Below are 19,182 nucleotides of genomic sequence, written 5' to 3' on the forward strand. Positions count from 1 at the left end.
ATATTAGTTAAAAAATAAAAAAGACTGCGCAAAGTGCGCAGCCTTAATGACGCTTTCGATACTCACCAGGCGTTTCACCTGATTCTTCTTTAAATACTCTGCTAAAGTAATTCGCGTTCGTAAATCCTGTTTCGTGTGCGATCGCTTGGATCGTTTCTTTTGTTCCCGTTAGCATCTCTTTTGCTTTTTGAATACGAATGCCGTTCACGATTTCTCGAAACGCCTGACCGTATTTTGTAGATAACGTATGACTCAAATACGAAGGATTGCGATTCACGTGTGAAGCAACTTCTTTTAGGGAGAGCGCGGGGTCATGAAAGTGCTCTTCTATATACGCGATCGCTTCTTCAACAACATTCATCTTCGCGTGCTTCCCTTCATCGATGGCTTGAAGCAGATCATTTATGAAGAGAATGAAGTCTTGAACGATCCGATACAGCACGGGACTGTAAAGAATTGTATCGAAAACCTTTTTATACGCTTCTTCTTTTTCCTTGATCCCTTTTCGGATCATAAAACGACGAACTTGTGCGAGAACACTCGTTAATCTCGTTCTGAGTAAACCAGGGTCTGGGTAGGGACGTTCAATATGATAAAACTGTTCATACAGCCACTTTTTAATGTCGCTCGAACGCCCTTCATCCAGCATATACACCCAATCCCGCTGCTCAACTAGCGTTAAAAATGGATCCATATCGCGCCACTCAGTGTGAGCACTTGAAGTCAGCACCTGCTGATAGCCTGTAAAAAAAGTGGTCTCCATCACTTTGCGGAGCTTCTTGTACATACCATGAAGGGACTCTTCGCCATCACCGCGGTCGACCGCAATCACGAGCGGCTTTCCTGTCGCCCGCTCCCATTCCTCAAGGAAACGCTGTGCCTGTGCGATCGCATCTGGCAGTTGCTCCTCAAAAATTAGCACAACGCGATCGCTTGTAGAAAAGACGAGAGGCTCATGATAAAAGTCAAACTGGTCGATGAACGAGCGTAAATCGCTTAAGTCCCTTGACGACTCCGTTTTCAGCAAATAGACAGGATGATGATAAGGGATATGCTCGTCGATGAAGAGAGATTCATACCATACCGACTGCTTCGAATCCTCTTCTTTACCCCTTCGATGCGATAGCTTTCTGAACGCTAGTTGAAGCGAATTCTTCACCCTCGATGGTGATAACGGCTTGACCCAGAGGTCGATCGCGCCTATTTCGATCGCTTGCGTTGCCTTTTCAAACGTCGGTTCTGCTGTAACCGCAACAACTTCTCCCACATACCGATCGATGAACTTTTTCACCATCGACCACTTCTCATCAGGTATCAGATCGAGCTCTAGACAGAGTATATGCGGTAAATTGTTCTCGAGCGTTCCGAACATATCCGAAAGTTGATCAACAAGCATCACATCAGATATCGGAAACGAATATTTGGAAATCAACCACTCGAGCCCAGCAAGCTCCTGTTTATCACGATCGACGATCACCACTTTGTACAAACCGTTCACCTCCGTTTCACACCTTCTACTTTTATCTTACTATAACATGCGCCTTATGCGCTGAGCCGTTCAACTAACGACATCATCAAACTGATTGAAAATCGGAAGAGCACTTCTAAAGATGCCAAGACATATACGTTTGACCTTCTATCTTATGACGCTGATAAAAAGTAGCACGATCTCAGTCTAAAGTCGTACCGGTGGCTCCATACGATTGACGATGGCATGCCTTCCTTTCTACGATACGATGTAAGAAAAGGAGGCATTTCGATGATAAAAGGATTGTACGAAGCTCATTTTCCTGTTAGTAATATCGAAGAATCGATCGCTTTTTATGAAAAGCTTGGGCTAACTATCGCTCACAGAGGAGAACGCGTGTCATTTATGTGGATCGTGAAAGGTGAAAGCTGGCTTGGGCTATGGAATTCAGAACAGGTGAACACTCCGTATCACCCATCGATCAGACACATCGCATTTCACGTCGATCATGAAGAGATCTACTCTGCAAAATCCTGGCTTGAAAGTAAGAACATACGCGTACGAGAAGCATTCGGGTTCTCACCTGAAGAACAGCCGCTCGTTCTTCCAAATAACCCGCAAGCCCACGCAGCGATCTATTTCAATGACCCTGATGGGAATTCGATCGAACTCATCTCTCCGTTGAGGATCGATGTGGATGAAGGATTTGAGATGGTGTCGTTGAGTGATTGGGGTAAGAGGTAGGTTTTACTGCCTTTCGGGAGTGCGAATTGCATTTCGCGGATATAATTGATGTTTCGCGGATATCCACGAGGATTTCGCGGATAAAACAGGAAAATCGCGGATATATTCTGTTTTTCGCGGATATAGGTGGGATACTCGCTATAAGAAAAGACAGTGCCCTCTTAGCTGGCAGACCCTGTTCGCTGATAAATACGTAATTCCGCCGAAATATTCCCTATTTTCGCTGATATAAATGGATTTTCGCTGATATCAAGGTCTATTTCGCTGATATCGAGCACACCAACGAAAAGAAAGGTGCTATCCCACCTCGGGCAGCACCTATTTCTACTCAATTCATTATTTTCCCTAGTAACTTCTCCGTCATCCCAACACTTTTCTTCGTCCAAGGCGGGATTTCTGTGAAATCTTGCACCTCATCATAGGTCATCCACGTAATCTCTGCTATTTCATCTTCACTTTTTATGTATGGCCTTCCTTTAAAGCTCCTGCTTAGAAAAACAACATCGAGCACCTGAACCTCACCCGCTTTGAACGTGGTGCTATGCACATACTCTAGATCACTACCTAGCTCAATTCCGATTTCTTCATACACTTCTCTCTTGATCGTCTCCTCTAACACACTTAACGAGCTGTCGTCGAAATCAACCTTTCCTCCGACTAAGGAGTAGAGACCACCAGCGTGTTCTTCCTTTTCACTTCTTCTAATTATTAGATACTTACCTTCGCAATAGACTGCAGCTTCTACATTTACGATAAAAAAGTTAGACATAATCTCATCCTTCCCCCTACTAAACTAGCATCCTACTCCAATCATATACTTAACCGTTGTACATTCTCTTCCCTGGTCGCTACCTTCTTCTCCTCTATCCTTTTATCCACCTTCAAAAACAACAGCATCCCTACCCCGCCGAAAAGAACGTACTTCAGTCCCATCATCCAAGGAGGCACAAACCCACCGATTATAATATCGACCGCTGCGACAAGCATCGCGATGTAGAACACCATTTGATGAATTGCGAGATAAGAACTCCTCGCATGATCAGGCGCTAAGTCTCCTAACATCGCCTGGCGAACAGGGATGTACATGAGCTCACCAATTGTGACGACCACCATGACAGCGATCAACACCCACGGCAGTTGAAACATCGTGAAGAGCGCATAGCCGATCGAATAAATCGAGAGGCCGACCATAAGCACCGTCCTGTTGCTCCATCTCTTTACAAGCCACGTGATCAACCCAGCCGCAAACACAACTAGAAACGTATTTTCTGAGCGTAAGATCCCAAGCATCAAGACGCCGTCTACATCGACATTCCACTCTCTGAAGGAAATAAGAGATTGAGAGGTTATTTCATCTGCAAAATGAATCGCAAGGAAATTTGTCAGCTGTTCTTCTAATGAAAGAACGAGAATGCCAGAGATAAAAAACATCATGAATACACGATCACGGAAGACGATTTTATAATTGTTTAAGATCGAACCTTTATTTGTTGTTTCAGCTTTAGATGAGTCGATGATGTAGGATTCTGTGATGAAGAGTTGTGTGATTAGAGCTGAGAGGAATGAAACAATCGCAATCACAAGGAACAGGTGAAACAAATAGTCATAGAAAAAGATCGCACCGATTATACCAGCGATACCTGAGGACATATTTCCTATCCAATAGAGGAGGGTAAACACATAGCGGCGATTTTCTGAATTCGTGACATCGAGTACCATCGCTTGTGAGACCGGTCCGAGCACTCCTCCGAAAAACATGGAAAAAATGAACACAGCATACGTCATATATGGTGCATCAAGCCATGGAGAGTTTAAGAATGCGATGATAAAAAAAGCGATACCCGTACCGAGTTCAGAACCGACCATCAGTCGTTTTCGACCGATGCGATCGGAGAAGTATCCCCCGATCATCCCACCTGCTACTCCAATGAAAACGAGGCTTACAAGCATGAAGCCTGTCGCGGTCTGACCTACTTTTTGAGCGAAATAAACCGTCAAGAACGGCATGACCATCATCGTCGCAAACGTCGTGAAAAACTGGGTGACGATACGAATTTTGATATTGTAATGAAGATTCTTAAATGACAAGTCCGTTCACCTCCTCACTGTTTAGGGCCAAATAGCAAGAGTGCATGTTGAATGTACATATCCCACCGGTTTCTTTCTTCGTAGCTATCGATTCGCGTCAACCGAACACCGTTTAGAAAAGCAAGATACGTATCCGCGACATCATCTGGATGAAGTTCAATGAGCTCGCCTACTTCCTGCCCCTTCAAAATAAGAGGACGTAGTGCATCTCTTAGCTCCAAAGAAAATCGGTCCAATTCGAGGAAGAGCTCGTGAAAACGGTCAGGCTGTCCGATCACGTATTGAATCATGCGTGAATACGTCGCCTGCTGAGCGAAGAATTGAAAGTGAGCTGATATGAGTTCTTTTAATTGCTCCACCGGTTCTTCTGTTGGTTCTGGTGATACTAACATCACTCTTTTGATCTCATCTAACGGTTCAAGCACCGCCGCTTTAAAGAGTTCGTCTTTGTTCTCGAAGTATGTAAAAACGGTTCCAAAACTAACCCTGGCTTCTTTTGCGATATCCTTAATCGTTGCCTTCGAATAACCGCTTTGAGAAAACATTTGGATCGCAGCTTCTAAAATACGTGCACGCTTTTCTTCCGACTTTGGCAAAGCCATAACATCCCCCTCTTTCATTCCATTACCTTTAATTGATTGATTAATCAATCATTATTATACCGAACAAAAATTCACATGTAAACAATTTACATGGAATTCGTTTCCACAGCGTTGATCGCGATCTCCCCAACTCCTCTAGAGACGCACGTAAGCATCTTATTCTGCTTTTCTTTCTCCGTTAAAAAAGTATCGCTGTGGATGACTTCCCCTCCACATACAGTAACTTCGCATGATCCACATATCCCCATTCTACAGGCATAAGAAACCGGATATCCTTCGTCTAGAAGCCTCTCTAACAAACTTTCATTTTCTTTCACAAGAAGCTCATCTCCTCCATTAACCGTCACGCGAAACGGCTTAGGATTTCTAATCTTACCTGCAGGTCTAAATCGCTCTTCATGTACAACGCGAGATGGATAATGGAGCTCTCTCGTCGTATCCACTACCATCTCCATGAACGTTTCAGGACCACACACATATACATGAGTCCCAATCTTCCTGTTTTCTAACACCTCTCTTACCTGCTTCTTTTTTTCCTCACGAGAACCACTGTAAAAGAAAACTTGTTCAGTGTACTTCGAAAGTTCCTCATAAAATGGAAAACTTTCAACATTTTTCACCGCATAGTGAAGCTCAAACGTTTTCCCCAGTGTGGATAAGTAAGGCATCATTGATAGAAAAGGGGTGATGCCAATTCCTGCAGCGAAAAAGATAACGTGCTGTGCTTCTAGATGAACAGGAAAGTAATTGTCAGGCCCTGAAACTAGAACGCTATCACCTACTTCAAGGTGTTCATGAAGATAATGAGAACCACCGTTAGCACTTACTTTTTTTACAGCGATCTGATAGTCATTTGTCATTTCCAGAGGATTATTGATGAGAGAATACTGACGATCGCCCATCGGGAGATGCAGCGTGAGGTGAGCACCAGCACCAAACGGATCCACGGCTGTTTCAGAAGAAAGTGTGAATGCTTTTATCTGAGGTGTTACTTGTTTGGTTTGCTCCACTTTTACTTGATACCGATCCTTCATTTTCTTCATCCTTTAATCGTCAGATTCTGTGAATACAGGATAAGCGAGATGTGCTTTATGATACGATGAATAATGCTCTGAAGGCTCAAGCTGATTCCGACAGTTTTCACAAACAAACCTCTCATGATTCACTAGACTCGTAATGTGATGACACTGCGAACAAAAAGCCCTCATCTGTTGATGTGTTTCTATGTATATATCATTCCTTGCATAGCCTAACGAAACCGCCACTCGCTCCGTTTCTAGCGCTCCTTCCCCGTAAAGGATGAGCGCGCTCCCTATAGGTTGTTCAGATAACAACGCTTCTACTGTCCCATCACCAAGCTGACTGATTACCTTAAGCTGAACAAATCTATCTCCAATTTGTAATTCCCGCTGCTTGCACTTTGCTCTTTCCCAATGAACATGATCTGAAATAATCAACACATGACGATACGTTTTCAGCGCTTTCTTCATCGTTCAATCTTCCTTCTTTTCAAAGCCATCTCAAGGAACCCCAACAACTCAGGCTTATACAGAGAAATGCCTTTATAGTCAGCGAGTTCCTGGGGAAGTGTCTTTACGTTCGTATAAAACTTCTTCAGCCAATCATCGTTCGCCACTAATTCGTTTAGTGGAAGCAGGTACGTATGAATTGAAAACAAGATATCGTTTGTTACTGGTAATCGAAATAATCGCTGTACCTCGACACGTAAATTCACCAATTCACCTGCATTTTCTTTCGTTACGTGATATCGAAGCTTTCCCCAATCGGAATACGTTTCAAGCGGCGTATCAAGTTTATGTGAAATGGTAATGGACCAATTCTTACGTTCCCATGCTGTGTTTGGACGTATCCTCGTGATGAACCGTTCTACTTTTTCTATGAATTCCGCTATCGCTGGAACTGGCGTATGGATCGCCTGAAACTCCATTCCAAGCACGAACGTTAACGACCAATTCGAAGGAAAGCATAGCTGTCCTGCTTCTAAAAACAATCCATCATGCCTGTCACCCATCACGATAAGATCCTCCTGTACGTGGCGACCTACTAGATCTAGGGGCTCGAAGTCTATTGAAGAATGATCTCGATAAACAAACGTTTCTTCCTCTTGAAGCAAGTGATTAGTAAATACGTATGTGTTCCCTCTCCGTTTCAAGGAAAAGTGCTCAGGTTCGTACGTAGCTAATTCTCTGAAAACGAGCAAAAGGGTTTCCCACTGTGACTCTAGCGAAATAGGTAAGGAGCGATAGCAACGCTCGTGGTTTTCTTCAAGAAGCTTTCGTTTCAACCGAACTTCTTCTACATAATTACTCGAAACTGTCACGGTTCGCGCTGGAGTAAGAGGAGAGGAATTATTTGTGTATTCATAGTGATCAGACGTAAATGGAAACGGAAATTCTACCTTACTAGACATTCTGAACACCTGCCATTTTTGTAGATAGTGACTAACTTCCATAATGACGCGCTGTTTTCCTCCATTAGCGGTATGCAAAAAAGCCGCAGCATCGCTACGACCGTTCTTCCCACTTCATCACCACATTTCCCTTCTTGTGCCCCCGCTCTACATATTCATGTGCTTCAGCAATTTGATGGATTGGGTAACATCGATCGATGACCACTTTTAGTTTCCCTTTTTCAATTAATTTCTTCAAAAAACGTAAATCATCCACGTTTTCCTCCGTTATCCCGCCGATCACTTTCTTGCTGCCAATTTTTGAAGTCCAGATCATCTGGAAAATTTCTCGATAGTGAAACACAGCTAATACATATAAACCGTTCTGTTTAAGAGCGTCCTTAACCCGTGAGAAAGTCGTTTTTCCTACGGTATCAAAGATGATATCATACCTCTCTCCACGCTCAACAAAGTCTTCTTTCGTATAATCGATTACTGCATTTGCACCAAGAGACTTCACCAACTCAACGTTCGTAGAGCTGCAGACCGCTGTCACGTCTGCACCAAAATACTTTGCAAGCTGAACAGCATACGTTCCTAAACTACCAGATGCACCGTAGATTAAAACATTTTGTCCGCTAGTTATCTTCCCTTTCCTTAGAAAATCTAGCGCCGAACATCCTCCAAACGGAATAGACGCAGCTTCTTCAAAGGTCATGCTGGGTGGTTTGTGTGTGAGCGGACTTTCCTCAGATAAACGGATGTATTCAGCATACGTTCCCTGCCCACAGAATCCAAAGACATGGTCACCGATCTTAAACCGCTTCACTTCATTTCCCACCTCGACGATTTCTCCCGCAAAGTCCATCCCTAATATCGATTTCCTTGGTTTATTCAACCCGATTGCCATTTTTGAGATTGGCCAGAATGGTAATGATTCCCTCGTTCCACGACGGATTCGTGCATCGCCTGAAGAAACAGTTGTGGCATGAACCTTAATTAACACCTCATGATCCGCTATCACCGGTTTCTCAACCTGTTTCAACTGAAGAACGTCTGGTGCCCCGTATCTTTCACAAACCACTGCTTTCATCGATCTCCCCCCTTAGCGCGCTCCGCGAATCAGTTTATTCTTCAAGGTAAATACCTATGTATGTTCTCTCCTTTTAGAACGCTCTCTTTATCGTCATAAAAAAAGATCAGCTGCATGAAGCAGCTGACCTCTTATTACCGTTTTCACTTTAAGCAGGGTACCCAAGAATCGCTTTTTTCTCTAGATATTCTTCGATACCATAATCGCCCCACTCGCGGCCGATTCCTGACTGCTTGTATCCGCCGAATGGTGCTGCAGGGTCGAGTTCTGCATTATTAACCTTGATTCGACCAGCGCGGATACTTGTTGCCACCTTACGAAGGGTGTCTTTGTCATTACCGAATACATAGCCTGCTAGTCCATATACCGTCTCATTCGCAATTTCAATTGCTTCGTCGATCGTTTCATATGTTAAGACGCACATTACTGGACCAAAGATTTCTTCTTGCGCAATGACCATATCATTTTTTACGTCTGTAAAAATGGTTGGTTTCGCGTAAAAGCCTTTATCGAGACCTTCTGGCTTTCCTGTACCTCCAGCGAGCAATGTAGCCCCTTCATCAATGCCTTTTTGGATATAGGATTGAACCGTGTTCCATTGTTTCTCTGAAACGAGCGGCCCTACATAGTTATCACCTTGTGGATCACCAACTGGGAACTTCGGCAGCACACGTTTCAACGCTTCTTCAAACTCTTCTTTCATAGAAGCAGGAATGAGCGTTCTTGTTGCCGCGGAACAAACCTGTCCGGTATTCGTTGCGATGTGACTGACGGCAGCTTTTGCTGCTTTTTCAACATCTGCATCGTCTAGAACGATAAGTGGAGATTTACCTCCGAGTTCAAGTGCAACATTCTTAATGGTTTCTGATGCGTTTTTCATAACTTTCTCACCTACAGCAGCTGAACCTGTAAAGGAAACAAAGTCGATATCTGGATGAGAGCTGATGCCATCACCAATCGTTTCACCCGTACCATTTACTAGATTGAAGACGCCTTTCGGGACGCCGACTTTGTCAAAGATTTCAGTTAAGATAATCGCCGCAAAAGGCGTTAGTTCAGCAGGCTTCAGTACGACCGGGCTTCCTGCAGCGAACGCACTTGCGATCTTCGTAGAGGTCTGATTCGTCGGGAAGTTCCACGGTGTGATCAGACCGCTGACGCCCACAGGTTCTTTAACCACAGTATGATCGCCTCGATCTTCGGAGAACGTAAAGTCTTTCAAGACTCTCGCAGCTTCTGAAAAGTGATTGTAGCCCATGTTGTAATGAACGTTCTCTGAAATCTTACGAGGTGAGCCAAGTTCCTCCGTAATCACGTCGATGATTTCTTCTTTTCGATTCGCATATTCTTCTGCGATTTTTTCTAACATCTCAACACGTTCTTCTCTACTTGTTTGAGAGAATGTTGGAAATGCTGCTCGTGCGGCAGCTACCGCTTTATCAAGGTCTTCCTTTGTTCCTAAGCTGATTTTTCCGATCACTTCTTCCGTTGCAGGGTTGATCACCTCGTGTGTTTCTGAACCGGTTGATTCGACCCATTCACCGTTAATGTAAAGTTTTAAATGGTTACGCATGATGTAAAAACTCCTTTGGTCAATTTTAATTCTTTTCATTTCCATATTTTCTCTTTTCCGTGTACATAGTGACTGTTTCCGCTCACAGCTGACTTCAAACATCATGATGTTTTTCAATCTAATGAAACCCTTTTCTTTGCTTCTCTCCGTTTCTAACTTTACACTTAAAGGTAGGCAAACCTTGAGAGGATGGTGTATGAAATGGGACAACAGATCAAAGGAAAAACGGCAATCGTAACTGGTGCAGGAAGCGGTATTGGACGTTCAACTGCACTTGAACTCGCAAAAGAGGGCGTAAACCTTGGATTGATCGCTCGTACAGAAAGTAAGCTTAACGAAGTAGCAAAAGAAGCTGCATCTTACGGGGTAAAAGCAGTGGTCGCACCTGCTGATATCGCGAATCTTGAGGAAGTCGAATATGCGGTAAAGAAATTACACGATGAATTAGGCTTCACTGACATCCTGATCAACAATGCTGGGATTGGGGTCTACGGATCTTTCTTAGAACTTGAACCAGAAGAATGGAAGCGTGCGATCGAAGTGAACGTGTACGGTACATATCACGTTACTCGAGCAGTCCTGCCGCAGATGATTGAAAAGGACGCTGGAGATATCATCAACATCTCATCGAGTAGTGGATTAAAAGGGACGGCAGGTTCGAGTGCTTATAATGCATCCAAATTTGCGATCCAGGGCATGACGGAAGCACTTATGCAGGAAGTGAGACGAAACAACATTCGTGTCTTCACCTTAAACCCAAGCCTTGTCGCAACGGAGCTCGCCTTTGGAGGCGATTCTGATAAAAATGATAAAGAAAAGTATATGCAGCCTGAAGACCTTGCTGAGTATATGGTAGGTCAATTGAAACTGCACCCTCGTATGTTTATTAAACAGTCGCTACAATGGGCAACAAATCCATTTTAAGAAAAAGGGAACTTCCTTAGTTGGAAGTTCCCTTACTTGTGGCGTTAGGATTGTGGTACCGATTGATTCTTTTGTTCATTCCCTTTTGTTTGAAGCACCTTTAATCCACTCCCGATATCAGATGCTAGAATGTAGTTTCTATCCACGAAGACACCCCACACATCGGATCGCTCCGGCGTATATCGTGCAACTTCTTTCGGTTCAGAAGGATTCGTGATATCTACTGCTATAACCCCTCCTGCATAATGTGAAAGATAAAGGGTATTTCCACGTACTTTCGGATCGTGAACGGTCTTTGAGAACGTGACATTGTTTTCTTCTTCGATATCATATGTTAATTCTGTTTTAAATTCGCTCAACAGCTTCGGGTTCGTTTTATCTTTAATATCGAAAATACGTGTATATCCATAAGCTTCTTCATATCCATCTTTTACAGGATCGTATACTTCACGCGTTTCGATTAAAATCGTGCCGCCTTTCGCGAGTGTAGCAGAGTGAGCAGATCCTTGCTGATCAGAGGCAAAGTCAGTCCTGCCAAGGTATTCTGGCTCAGATGGGTTAGAGATATCAAAGAGAACTGTACCAAGATCCCACATCGATACATAAGCATATTTCCCAGTCTCATCAACCATCGTACTGTGATTAAAGAGCGGCCTCGTTTTTCCATCTGGTGAATTCCAGTGGTAGCCATTGAAGTCATCTGCTACTTCAGGAAGCATTCTTGGATCAAACTGCCAGAGTGTTTCAGGATTTGTAGGATCTGTTACGTCAACGATCTGAAAGTCCTTTTCTTCCCCGTGACTAAAGTAATCTGCATAAGGATTAGCTGCCACAACGACCGCACGGTTCCCCTGCGTCGTTAAGTACAACTCGTGCGTACCTCTCGTCTTTTTCGTCACTTCCCAAAATCCTAGCTTCTTAGGTTCGTCAGGTGCTGTGACATCATACAGTAAGAAGCCACCTTTAGAGTCTGGGTTGTTTTTATCTAGCTGCTGAACAGAAACAACCGCTAAATCCCCCTTAAAATCAGGAGTGTGAATCGACTTTACAATCACTTTCTCTTGCCATGTTCCTGGAATATCATCATTCGCAAACACAGCTACTTCTTCAGGGTTTGCAGGGTCTTTCATATCGAAAACGCGAACTCCCCCGTTCCCGCCATTTCGTACATGCGTACCTACATAAGCGTACCCTTTGTGCGCGTAGACATCAGCAAACGAATTTTGCTTGCCATCTTCACGTACAATATCCATCTCAGGTGCTGCAACTTCTTTTAAAAACTTCAGGTTCTTACTACCTTCCATCACAGGTGCCGCCACATCCTGGTAATTCGCTCGCTCACCTTTCTCAATATTTACATCGCCGATTTCATCATGAGCAAAGACGTGTCCGGGAAGAATCATCGAAAAAGCCAGCGCTCCAGATAGTGCCGAGTTTACTATGTACTTCTTGTTCAACCTAACGACCTCCATTTTTTTCTAAATTATTTGATAATTTAAATAATAGCACGTTTGCTTTACATATAAAGGATTTAAATGGAAAATAATTACTTAGAACTACCATTATCTTTTATGTATAGGACTATTGACGGTCATTCAGTTGCTTCGCACGTCTAATCTGTAAAATTTTTCTTTACAAGAAGAAAAGCTGACCTTCGCTAGGTCAGCTTTTCACCTTTATTTACTATAGATTGCATTTGAAAGAAGACGATAGAGATCATCAGTATGATCACGGAACCCTGCTTCAATTCCAATCAACGTGACATCTTCATCTTTTTCTTTTACGAGTACAGGTTTACCCTGTGCAGGATCTCGTTTTTCCCAGTGCCCCGCAACAAAGAATTCGCTGTTGTTTACGAATGAAGCATGAACATCTGCGTCTTCAACATCTGTGTACCAGACGGGTTGATAAACAAAACCGTAGTCCGTTGATTCATAGCCTGCTGTTAATGGTGTGGCGTTATAATCAACACGAACGATTCCATTGCTGTTGTAGCCGCCGGTATGAACCGTTACATCCGTTAATCCTAGCTTCTTCGTAGATTGTGATGCTCCTGCACCAACTGCAATATACTTTCCACCGCGATCAACAAAATCGGTGAGATTCGCTTTTAAAGATTCCAGCTGACGTTCGTTTTCGAGTCCGAACGCTGCATTTGCTTTTGAAAGATCATAAGATAACATCCTAGATGTACCACTATAAATAAAAACATCCGTCTGCTCACTCAAGCCTTGTTCAGCTAACTGTGTTGGTGTGATCTCCTCGACGTTATACCCTAATCGCTCGAGAGCTGCTAGCGTTCCTGCATGAGATTGGGATTTACTTATCCCGCCATCTTTTAAAATGGTCACATTCTGAGACGTCAGCACGTCACCTGAGACTCCCTCATTACTCACAACTTGAATGCCAGATTCCTTCACAAGCTTTTTCAGCTCTGGCGTTGATTCAGATTGAATATAGTATTCGCCCTCAACCCCTCTTCTTACATCGTACCCGGCTTCGATCAGCGTGTTTGCTAGATGAACAGCTTTGACCGATGAGTTAGGAATCACGTAGGGTCCGTCCCCAACGAGTACGCCAGCAGAGTTCACCTTGTTGACGTCTTTTACCTTCACATCAAAATCACTTTCAGCACGAACTTCAACTGCTTCAAAGCCCCATAGTTCAGGTAAATTCCATGCAGAAATATCATACATAGCAGGGGTGATGTCGGTAATATCTTCCCCATCCCAAAGCATCGTGTTCGCAAGTCCAGCTTTTGCTTGACTCATATCCACAACGTACGTACCTGCTGGATAGGTCTCTCCATCGTATTCAAAGTCTTTCTTCGCCTCGGATACGGTGATGTCGTTAAACTCTAAATGCTTTACTGCTTTTTCCGTAGCTGTCGGATCTTTCTCGTCTACAGGCAGGATATACGCTTTAGGGAAAAATCCTTCCTTATGATAAGGATGATCGAATTGAATGCCCCTCTTGAACACTTCGATCTGATCTTTGATCATATCTTTTTTATTGTCGTTTGAGAATTCAAGTGCGCCCATCACTGCATCATAGTGCCATTTAACTCCGTCCCAATCGTTCGTTGGAGCTTCAAGCGTGTAGCCATATGCACCATGGTACATCGCATACATCGGCGTGAAGATCGGTGGATAATCATCCCATCCTGCTTCGTCATCTCTCTGAGGAATATATGTACCTGTCATCGATTGATAATCAACATTCGATTGTTCAACATTCGTGTTTTTGTACGCCTCACGATGATCTACAATGTTCCCTTCCATCGCTTCTGCTTGATCAAGCGCCCACTTTGAATAAAGATCATATTCATAGTTTGGATTGTGCGGCGGTGTACATGGCTCGATTAATCCAGGATGATCCGGACCTCCAAATGATTTGATATACCCATGAAGATCAAGGAACACCATTGGGTTCCATTCTTTGATCAAGTCGACGGTATGCTTCGTTTCAGGCTGAGATTGTGTGATAAAGTCACGATTTAAATCAAAGCCATTTCCGTTAAAACGCGTCGCATCGATGCGTCCATCAGGATTTTGGACAACGTTGAAAATAAGGATATGATTCTCTAGGAGCTCTTTCGTTTTTTCATCGTTTGCTGTAGCGAATCGTTCGATCAATTGAAGAGAAGCATCCGTCCCTACAAATTCTGTACCGTGTATGGAACCGTTGATCATCACGGGAACTTTGAAGTCAGGGTGTTTCTCAATGAACTTCTCCGCTTTTTCAGGGTTGTTGAACATTTTCTTTCTTAACGCTTTCTGATAGCCATATTTCCCTTTCGTAGTTGGATCAGAGATGGTTACGACGAATAGTTCATGACCATCGGAAGATTCAGAAGATGTCTCGATCGTCATTCGATTACTTTTCTTTTGAATGTCTTGAAGCTTATCACCGATCTTGGAATACTTTACAAAATCGTAGTTTTCACTATTGAAAAGACTACCATCTTTCTCCTCATAGTTTTCAGCAGCATGAATCTTGTCGCTTCCATGGGTATTTGCTGAACCAACCATTGGTGCAGCTAACAAACCGAGTGCCGTTATTCCTGTTATAAGTTGATGTTTCATCTCTTCCCTCCGCATTCTATGAACTAATACACCTCCTAATTTTAGTATTTTTATTCCTGTTTTTGTATATAACATTCATCCTTATTATGGGAGGTACCTTTTGACCTATCATCCTCTTTCTATCAGTCACTTTGACGTTGTAAAACGCTTTGTTTACTGCACCTTTTTAAACGATTAGGTCTTTTGATTCAGCTTAATTTCATACACTACTCTTGTACTATGATCGATTGAAAAACACGATGATTGTATGCCTTACAGCAAAATTGTCTATGAAACTTTTTTATTTCAAGACCCCAAAATTTCCATAACCGTTCAAAAATTACTGCAACGTTCATTCTCAACATATGTTATCTTTATAGAGATGCAAAACACGCAGGAGGAAGAGCGTACATGTTTGATAATGAATTCGATGTTGATATGGATAAGGTTGTCTCGTTTCTAAGAGAATATGGCGGCCATCACTTATCACACCTGATTTTATTACAGGATAAACAGATTTTCTGGGCTCAGGAAAGTAAAGTGTTAATCGCATACAGACGAACCGGAAGCAAATTGATGGTATTAGGTGACCCGATCGGTGAGGAGTCTTTGCTAAAAGATGCCATCGACGAATTTTGCGACTACAGCAGAGAGCTTGGATTAACGCCAATCTTCTATCAGGCATCTCCACGCTACATGCACCATTACCATGAGCATGGGTACCGGTTTACGAAAATCGGTGAGGAAGCGATCGTAAACCTCGAGAACCTTACGTTTGCTGGGAAGCAGTGGGCGAAGCTTCGAACAAGGTGTAATAAATTTGAGCGGAACGGATTCACGTTCTCCGTCATGCACCCTCCTTATTCCAGTCGACTTCTCCGAGAAGTAGCAGAGGTTTCGAAGTCATGGCTTGGGTCTCAGAAGGAGAAAGGCTTTTCCGTCGTCTCGTTCAGCGAAGATTACGTTTCATCTTTCCCAATCGCTTTACTGAAAAATCCTGAGGGTCAGATCATCGCGTTTGCCACCATCGCGACTTCTAGTTACAGCTGTATCGATTTGATGAGGAAGGGTGCAAACAGTCCACACGGAACGATGGATGTGTTGTTTATTCATATATTCAAATGGTTAAAAGAACAAAACGTTGAGAAGTGCAGCCTCGGAATGGCCCCGCTCTCGAATGTTGGAAATCACAAAGATTCGCCGATGTGTGAGCGCCTGATGCGCCTTGCCTTTTGTCACGGAAACAGCCGCTATAATTTTAAAGGACTACAAGAATTTAAAGCCAAGTTCGCGGACTCATGGGAACCGAAATATATTTGCCACAAAAAATCATTCTTTCCAACGTTAATTGTTCAACTGATCGCGTTGATCAATCATCCACCAGTAGCGAAAACAAAAGCTTTTTCCCGCATAAGGGAATTACTGCAAAATACAGGTTAAAGAAAAGGAGACGGGAATGCCCGTCTCCTTTTTATGCTTATGCCCTTACTAGATTCGTATCTTTCTTAATCAGGATGACAAACAGACTCGCAAGCAAACAAAACATTCCAGCGTAAAGAAACGCCCACGTATAAGAAAAGAACACCTTATAGATGAGCCCTCCTCCGTAAGCTGCAACGGCAGCGCCTGCTTGATGAGAGGCGAAGATCCAGCCGTAGATCATGCCGCTTTTCTCCAAACCAAAGATTTGCCGCGATATGTTGATCGTCGGTGGCACTGTTGCAATCCAGTCCAATCCATAGAAAACTGAGAAGATTACGAGTAACGTGACTGAGCCCTCAGTCAGTGCGTATGGCAACAGTAACAGCGAGACGCCTCTTAGCGAATAATACCAGAATAATAGCCACCTGTTATCAAAACGATCAGACAACCATCCTGATAGCGTTGTTCCGATCAAATCAAATACTCCCATAAAAGAAAGTAGTGCTGCAGACGTCACTACAGTAATTCCAAAACTTATGCAGTAAGAGATAAAATGTGTGCCGATCAAGCCACTCGTTGAGAGGCCACAAATAAAGAAGCTTCCGGCAAGCAGCCAAAAAGCCTTAACTTTTACAGCTTCAAGAAGAGCACCGAACGCCATCTTAATCGGATTCTTATTCCCGAACGCTTCACTCTCTTCGCGCTCCTCCTCAAGTCCATATGGAAGAACACCCACATCCCGAGGTGAACTTTTCATAAATAACAAAACGACGACAAACATCACGACACTGAGAAGGAAGATGAGTCCTACCGCCCATCGCCACGAATAGTGATCGATGATGATCGCAAGAAGTGGCAAAAGGATTAACTGGCCCGTTGCCGTGCTTGCCGTTAAAATTCCAATCGCCAGCCCTCTTCTTTTCTCAAACCACCGATTCGCCACATACGGACTCAGAACTGTAAGAAATAGACCCGATCCAAGACCGATAATAACGCCCCAAATCAAGATGAGCTGCCATGATTCCTGCATCACGTATGTTAACCCTAAACCAGCGAGCAGCGTCATCATGGCGAACACCATCATTTTCTTCAGTCCGACGACCTCGATAAGAGCTGCCATGAATGGGCCCGAAAAACCATATAGAAACAAGCTGATTCCAAATGCCAACGATATGACCGAGCGATCCCAGCCGAACTCATTTTCAAATGGAATGATAAAGACCCCTGAAGATGAACGGATGATACCTGCTACGATGATTGTGAAAAAGGTAATGACTAAGATGATCCAGCTATAATGGATTCGTTTCACAGTTGCACCGCTCTACTGCTCTGGGTACGTTTCACGTAGAAATGTGATCGACTCATGAATCAATTCTTTCAGTACATCAACATCGATATCGTCTACTTTATTGATGTACACACATGCTTTCCCAGTTGTATGCTTTCCGAAGCGTTCAAGTATTTCTTCTCGTTTCGGTTCCCCTGTTGCAAAATATAAACTGATCTTTGCTTTACGAGGCGAGAATCCAACAAGCATCATATCTCCTTCATGACCGCTTTTGTATTTATAATGATAGGAGCCAAATCCTATGATGCTTTCTCCCCACATCTTTGCGTCGTATCCTGTTTCTTCAGTAAAAATATCGAGCAATCGATACGCATCTTCACGTTTCTTTTTGCTTTCAACATTTTCAATAAATTCGATAACGCTTTTGTCGTTTTCTTTCGTCTTTAACTCATAAGCCATCTCAAACTCTCCTTTAGACTATGAATACATTCGATCCGTTTTATTCAAAAGTTTCTTTTCTTTCTCAGGGTCGAGCCCCGCTTTCCAATCGAGCGATGGGTCTCTCGTTTTCAGCCACACTAACGTGTCTTTAACGGTCTCTTCGATCGGACGGTACGTTAGCCCCTTCGCAATCGCTCTATCAACGCTGATGTCAGCAGCTGCGTTATTCGATTCGGGTAACCATAGTGGCAGATCGCTCCATGGTGTAACCCCTTGGCTGATCAAAAACTCTTCATCTAACCAGTGAAGGAGCGCTTTACTTCCACTTATGCGCATACAGGTATCGAGCAGCTCTCCCATCGTCAGATGACGTTCTGGACCCGTGACATTATAAACGCCTGTCACCTTCATTTCCGTCATTTTTACGATGCAATCTGCTAGGTCTCTTACATCGATGAATTGAATCGGACGCTGTGGTCTTCCTGGCGCGAGCACATCGCCACCCACTTCTAATCGTTTCACCCAATAGCTGAAGCGATCTGAATAATCGTGCGGTCCAACAACTAAACCAGGCCGTATATGTAGCACTCTCCCCGGCATGTGCTTTTCCGCTTCTTTCTCGGCAAGTGCCTTCAACGCTCCATAATGTTCCCCAGGAACAGCACCTTCAGCCGTTACTCTCTCTGCTTCTTCTTCAGAAATAACTTGAACAGGCGACTCCTCCGTACAAGGCTTTTCGCCAAACTCTTTATACACCGAAATCGTCGATATAAATGTATAATGATCGACAACTTCTGCTAATCGTGCAGTGGAATTGGAAACGGTTCTCGGAAAATAACCGCTCGTATCGATGACTGCATCGAACGATCGTCCGTTAAGAGCCGAAAGATCACCGTCTCGATCTCCAATCAATGTTTCGACTTCAGGAAAAGCGTGATTTCCTCGGTTGAAATGAGTAACTTCATGTCCATTCTTTAATGCCCGTTCAGTAATATACCTTCCAATGAACCGCGTACCGCCTAGGATAAGAAGTTTCATTCGTACGCCTCCCCTTTTAATTAAAGT

At 43.5% G+C, this 19,182-nt stretch carries 17 protein-coding genes; 3 read left to right on the forward strand and 14 right to left on the reverse strand.

Annotated elements, in window-relative coordinates; genetic code table 11:
- Nucleotides 1-43 precede the first annotated feature (43 nt).
- Entirely contained in the window at nucleotides 44-1,480 is a 1,437-nt protein-coding gene (locus tag ACXADT_RS20600; protein WP_474834607.1) for a helix-turn-helix domain-containing protein, read from the reverse strand.
- A 279-nt stretch (nucleotides 1,481-1,759) separates the two neighbouring features.
- Here ACXADT_RS20600 and ACXADT_RS20605 point away from each other — a divergent pair, with 279 nt between their 5' ends.
- Complete coding sequence (locus tag ACXADT_RS20605; protein ID WP_474832656.1) at nucleotides 1,760-2,212, forward strand: VOC family protein; 453 nt, start codon at nucleotides 1,760-1,762, stop codon at nucleotides 2,210-2,212.
- Between the two features lie 328 nt (nucleotides 2,213-2,540).
- On the opposite strand, the gene ACXADT_RS20610 is transcribed toward ACXADT_RS20605, so the two are convergent.
- The 8 genes from ACXADT_RS20610 to ACXADT_RS20645 all read right to left on the reverse strand — a co-directional run bounded on the left by ACXADT_RS20610 (nucleotide 2,541) and on the right by ACXADT_RS20645 (nucleotide 9,978).
- A complete protein-coding gene (locus ACXADT_RS20610; RefSeq protein WP_474832658.1) occupies nucleotides 2,541-2,981 on the reverse strand; it encodes an NUDIX hydrolase in 441 nt (146 codons plus the stop codon).
- A gap of 41 nt (nucleotides 2,982-3,022) precedes the next feature.
- Entirely contained in the window at nucleotides 3,023-4,300 is a 1,278-nt protein-coding gene (locus ACXADT_RS20615; protein WP_474832659.1) for an MDR family MFS transporter, read from the reverse strand.
- A 14-nt stretch (nucleotides 4,301-4,314) separates the two neighbouring features.
- Complete coding sequence (locus tag ACXADT_RS20620; RefSeq protein ID WP_474832661.1) at nucleotides 4,315-4,902, reverse strand: TetR/AcrR family transcriptional regulator; 588 nt, start codon at nucleotides 4,900-4,902, stop codon at nucleotides 4,315-4,317.
- Between the two features lie 86 nt (nucleotides 4,903-4,988).
- On the reverse strand, nucleotides 4,989-5,936 hold the full coding sequence (locus tag ACXADT_RS20625) for a PDR/VanB family oxidoreductase (protein ID WP_474832663.1): 948 nt from the start codon (nucleotides 5,934-5,936) through the stop codon (nucleotides 4,989-4,991).
- 12 nt (nucleotides 5,937-5,948) lie between these two features.
- A complete protein-coding gene (locus ACXADT_RS20630) occupies nucleotides 5,949-6,392 on the reverse strand; it encodes a hypothetical protein (RefSeq protein WP_474832664.1) in 444 nt (147 codons plus the stop codon).
- A complete protein-coding gene (locus tag ACXADT_RS20635) occupies nucleotides 6,389-7,333 on the reverse strand; it encodes a heme-dependent oxidative N-demethylase family protein (RefSeq protein ID WP_474832666.1) in 945 nt (314 codons plus the stop codon). Before ACXADT_RS20635 ends, ACXADT_RS20630 begins: the two co-directional genes overlap by 4 nt.
- 94 nt (nucleotides 7,334-7,427) lie before the next feature.
- Nucleotides 7,428-8,405: an NAD(P)-dependent alcohol dehydrogenase gene (locus tag ACXADT_RS20640; protein ID WP_474832667.1), complete on the reverse strand. Its 978-nt coding sequence runs from the start codon at nucleotides 8,403-8,405 to the stop codon at nucleotides 7,428-7,430.
- A 148-nt stretch (nucleotides 8,406-8,553) separates the two neighbouring features.
- Nucleotides 8,554-9,978, reverse strand: a complete 1,425-nt coding sequence (locus tag ACXADT_RS20645; protein WP_474832669.1) for an aldehyde dehydrogenase family protein — start codon at nucleotides 9,976-9,978, stop codon at nucleotides 8,554-8,556.
- 201 nt (nucleotides 9,979-10,179) lie between these two features.
- On the opposite strand from ACXADT_RS20645, the gene ACXADT_RS20650 reads away from it, so the two are divergent.
- Nucleotides 10,180-10,902: a 3-ketoacyl-ACP reductase gene (locus ACXADT_RS20650; protein ID WP_474813737.1), complete on the forward strand. Its 723-nt coding sequence runs from the start codon at nucleotides 10,180-10,182 to the stop codon at nucleotides 10,900-10,902.
- Nucleotides 10,903-10,946: 44 nt separating this feature from the next.
- Here ACXADT_RS20650 and ACXADT_RS20655 read toward each other — a convergent pair whose 3' ends face one another.
- Together ACXADT_RS20655 and ACXADT_RS20660 are read right to left on the reverse strand one after the other, a co-directional pair.
- On the reverse strand, nucleotides 10,947-12,359 hold the full coding sequence (locus ACXADT_RS20655) for an LVIVD repeat-containing protein (RefSeq protein WP_474832671.1): 1,413 nt from the start codon (nucleotides 12,357-12,359) through the stop codon (nucleotides 10,947-10,949).
- A 219-nt stretch (nucleotides 12,360-12,578) separates the two neighbouring features.
- Entirely contained in the window at nucleotides 12,579-14,987 is a 2,409-nt protein-coding gene (locus ACXADT_RS20660) for a M14 family zinc carboxypeptidase (RefSeq protein WP_474832672.1), read from the reverse strand.
- Nucleotides 14,988-15,377: 390 nt separating this feature from the next.
- Here ACXADT_RS20660 and ACXADT_RS20665 point away from each other — a divergent pair, with 390 nt between their 5' ends.
- Complete coding sequence (locus tag ACXADT_RS20665; RefSeq protein WP_474832674.1) at nucleotides 15,378-16,406, forward strand: phosphatidylglycerol lysyltransferase domain-containing protein; 1,029 nt, start codon at nucleotides 15,378-15,380, stop codon at nucleotides 16,404-16,406.
- Nucleotides 16,407-16,443: 37 nt separating this feature from the next.
- On the opposite strand, the gene ACXADT_RS20670 is transcribed toward ACXADT_RS20665, so the two are convergent.
- From ACXADT_RS20670 to ACXADT_RS20680, 3 genes are read right to left on the reverse strand one after another with little or no spacing between them, the layout of a single operon-like run.
- The gene (locus ACXADT_RS20670) at nucleotides 16,444-17,697 is read right to left on the reverse strand and encodes an MFS transporter (RefSeq protein ID WP_474832676.1); all 1,254 of its coding nucleotides are present in this window, start codon (nucleotides 17,695-17,697) and stop codon (nucleotides 16,444-16,446) included.
- Between the two features lie 12 nt (nucleotides 17,698-17,709).
- A complete protein-coding gene (locus tag ACXADT_RS20675) occupies nucleotides 17,710-18,135 on the reverse strand; it encodes a DUF1801 domain-containing protein (RefSeq protein ID WP_270180799.1) in 426 nt (141 codons plus the stop codon).
- 18 nt (nucleotides 18,136-18,153) lie between these two features.
- Nucleotides 18,154-19,155, reverse strand: a complete 1,002-nt coding sequence (locus tag ACXADT_RS20680; protein WP_474832677.1) for an NAD-dependent epimerase/dehydratase family protein — start codon at nucleotides 19,153-19,155, stop codon at nucleotides 18,154-18,156.
- Nucleotides 19,156-19,182: the final 27 nt, after the last annotated feature.

This window comes from Anaerobacillus sp. ABR4_321 (assembly GCF_056158505.1).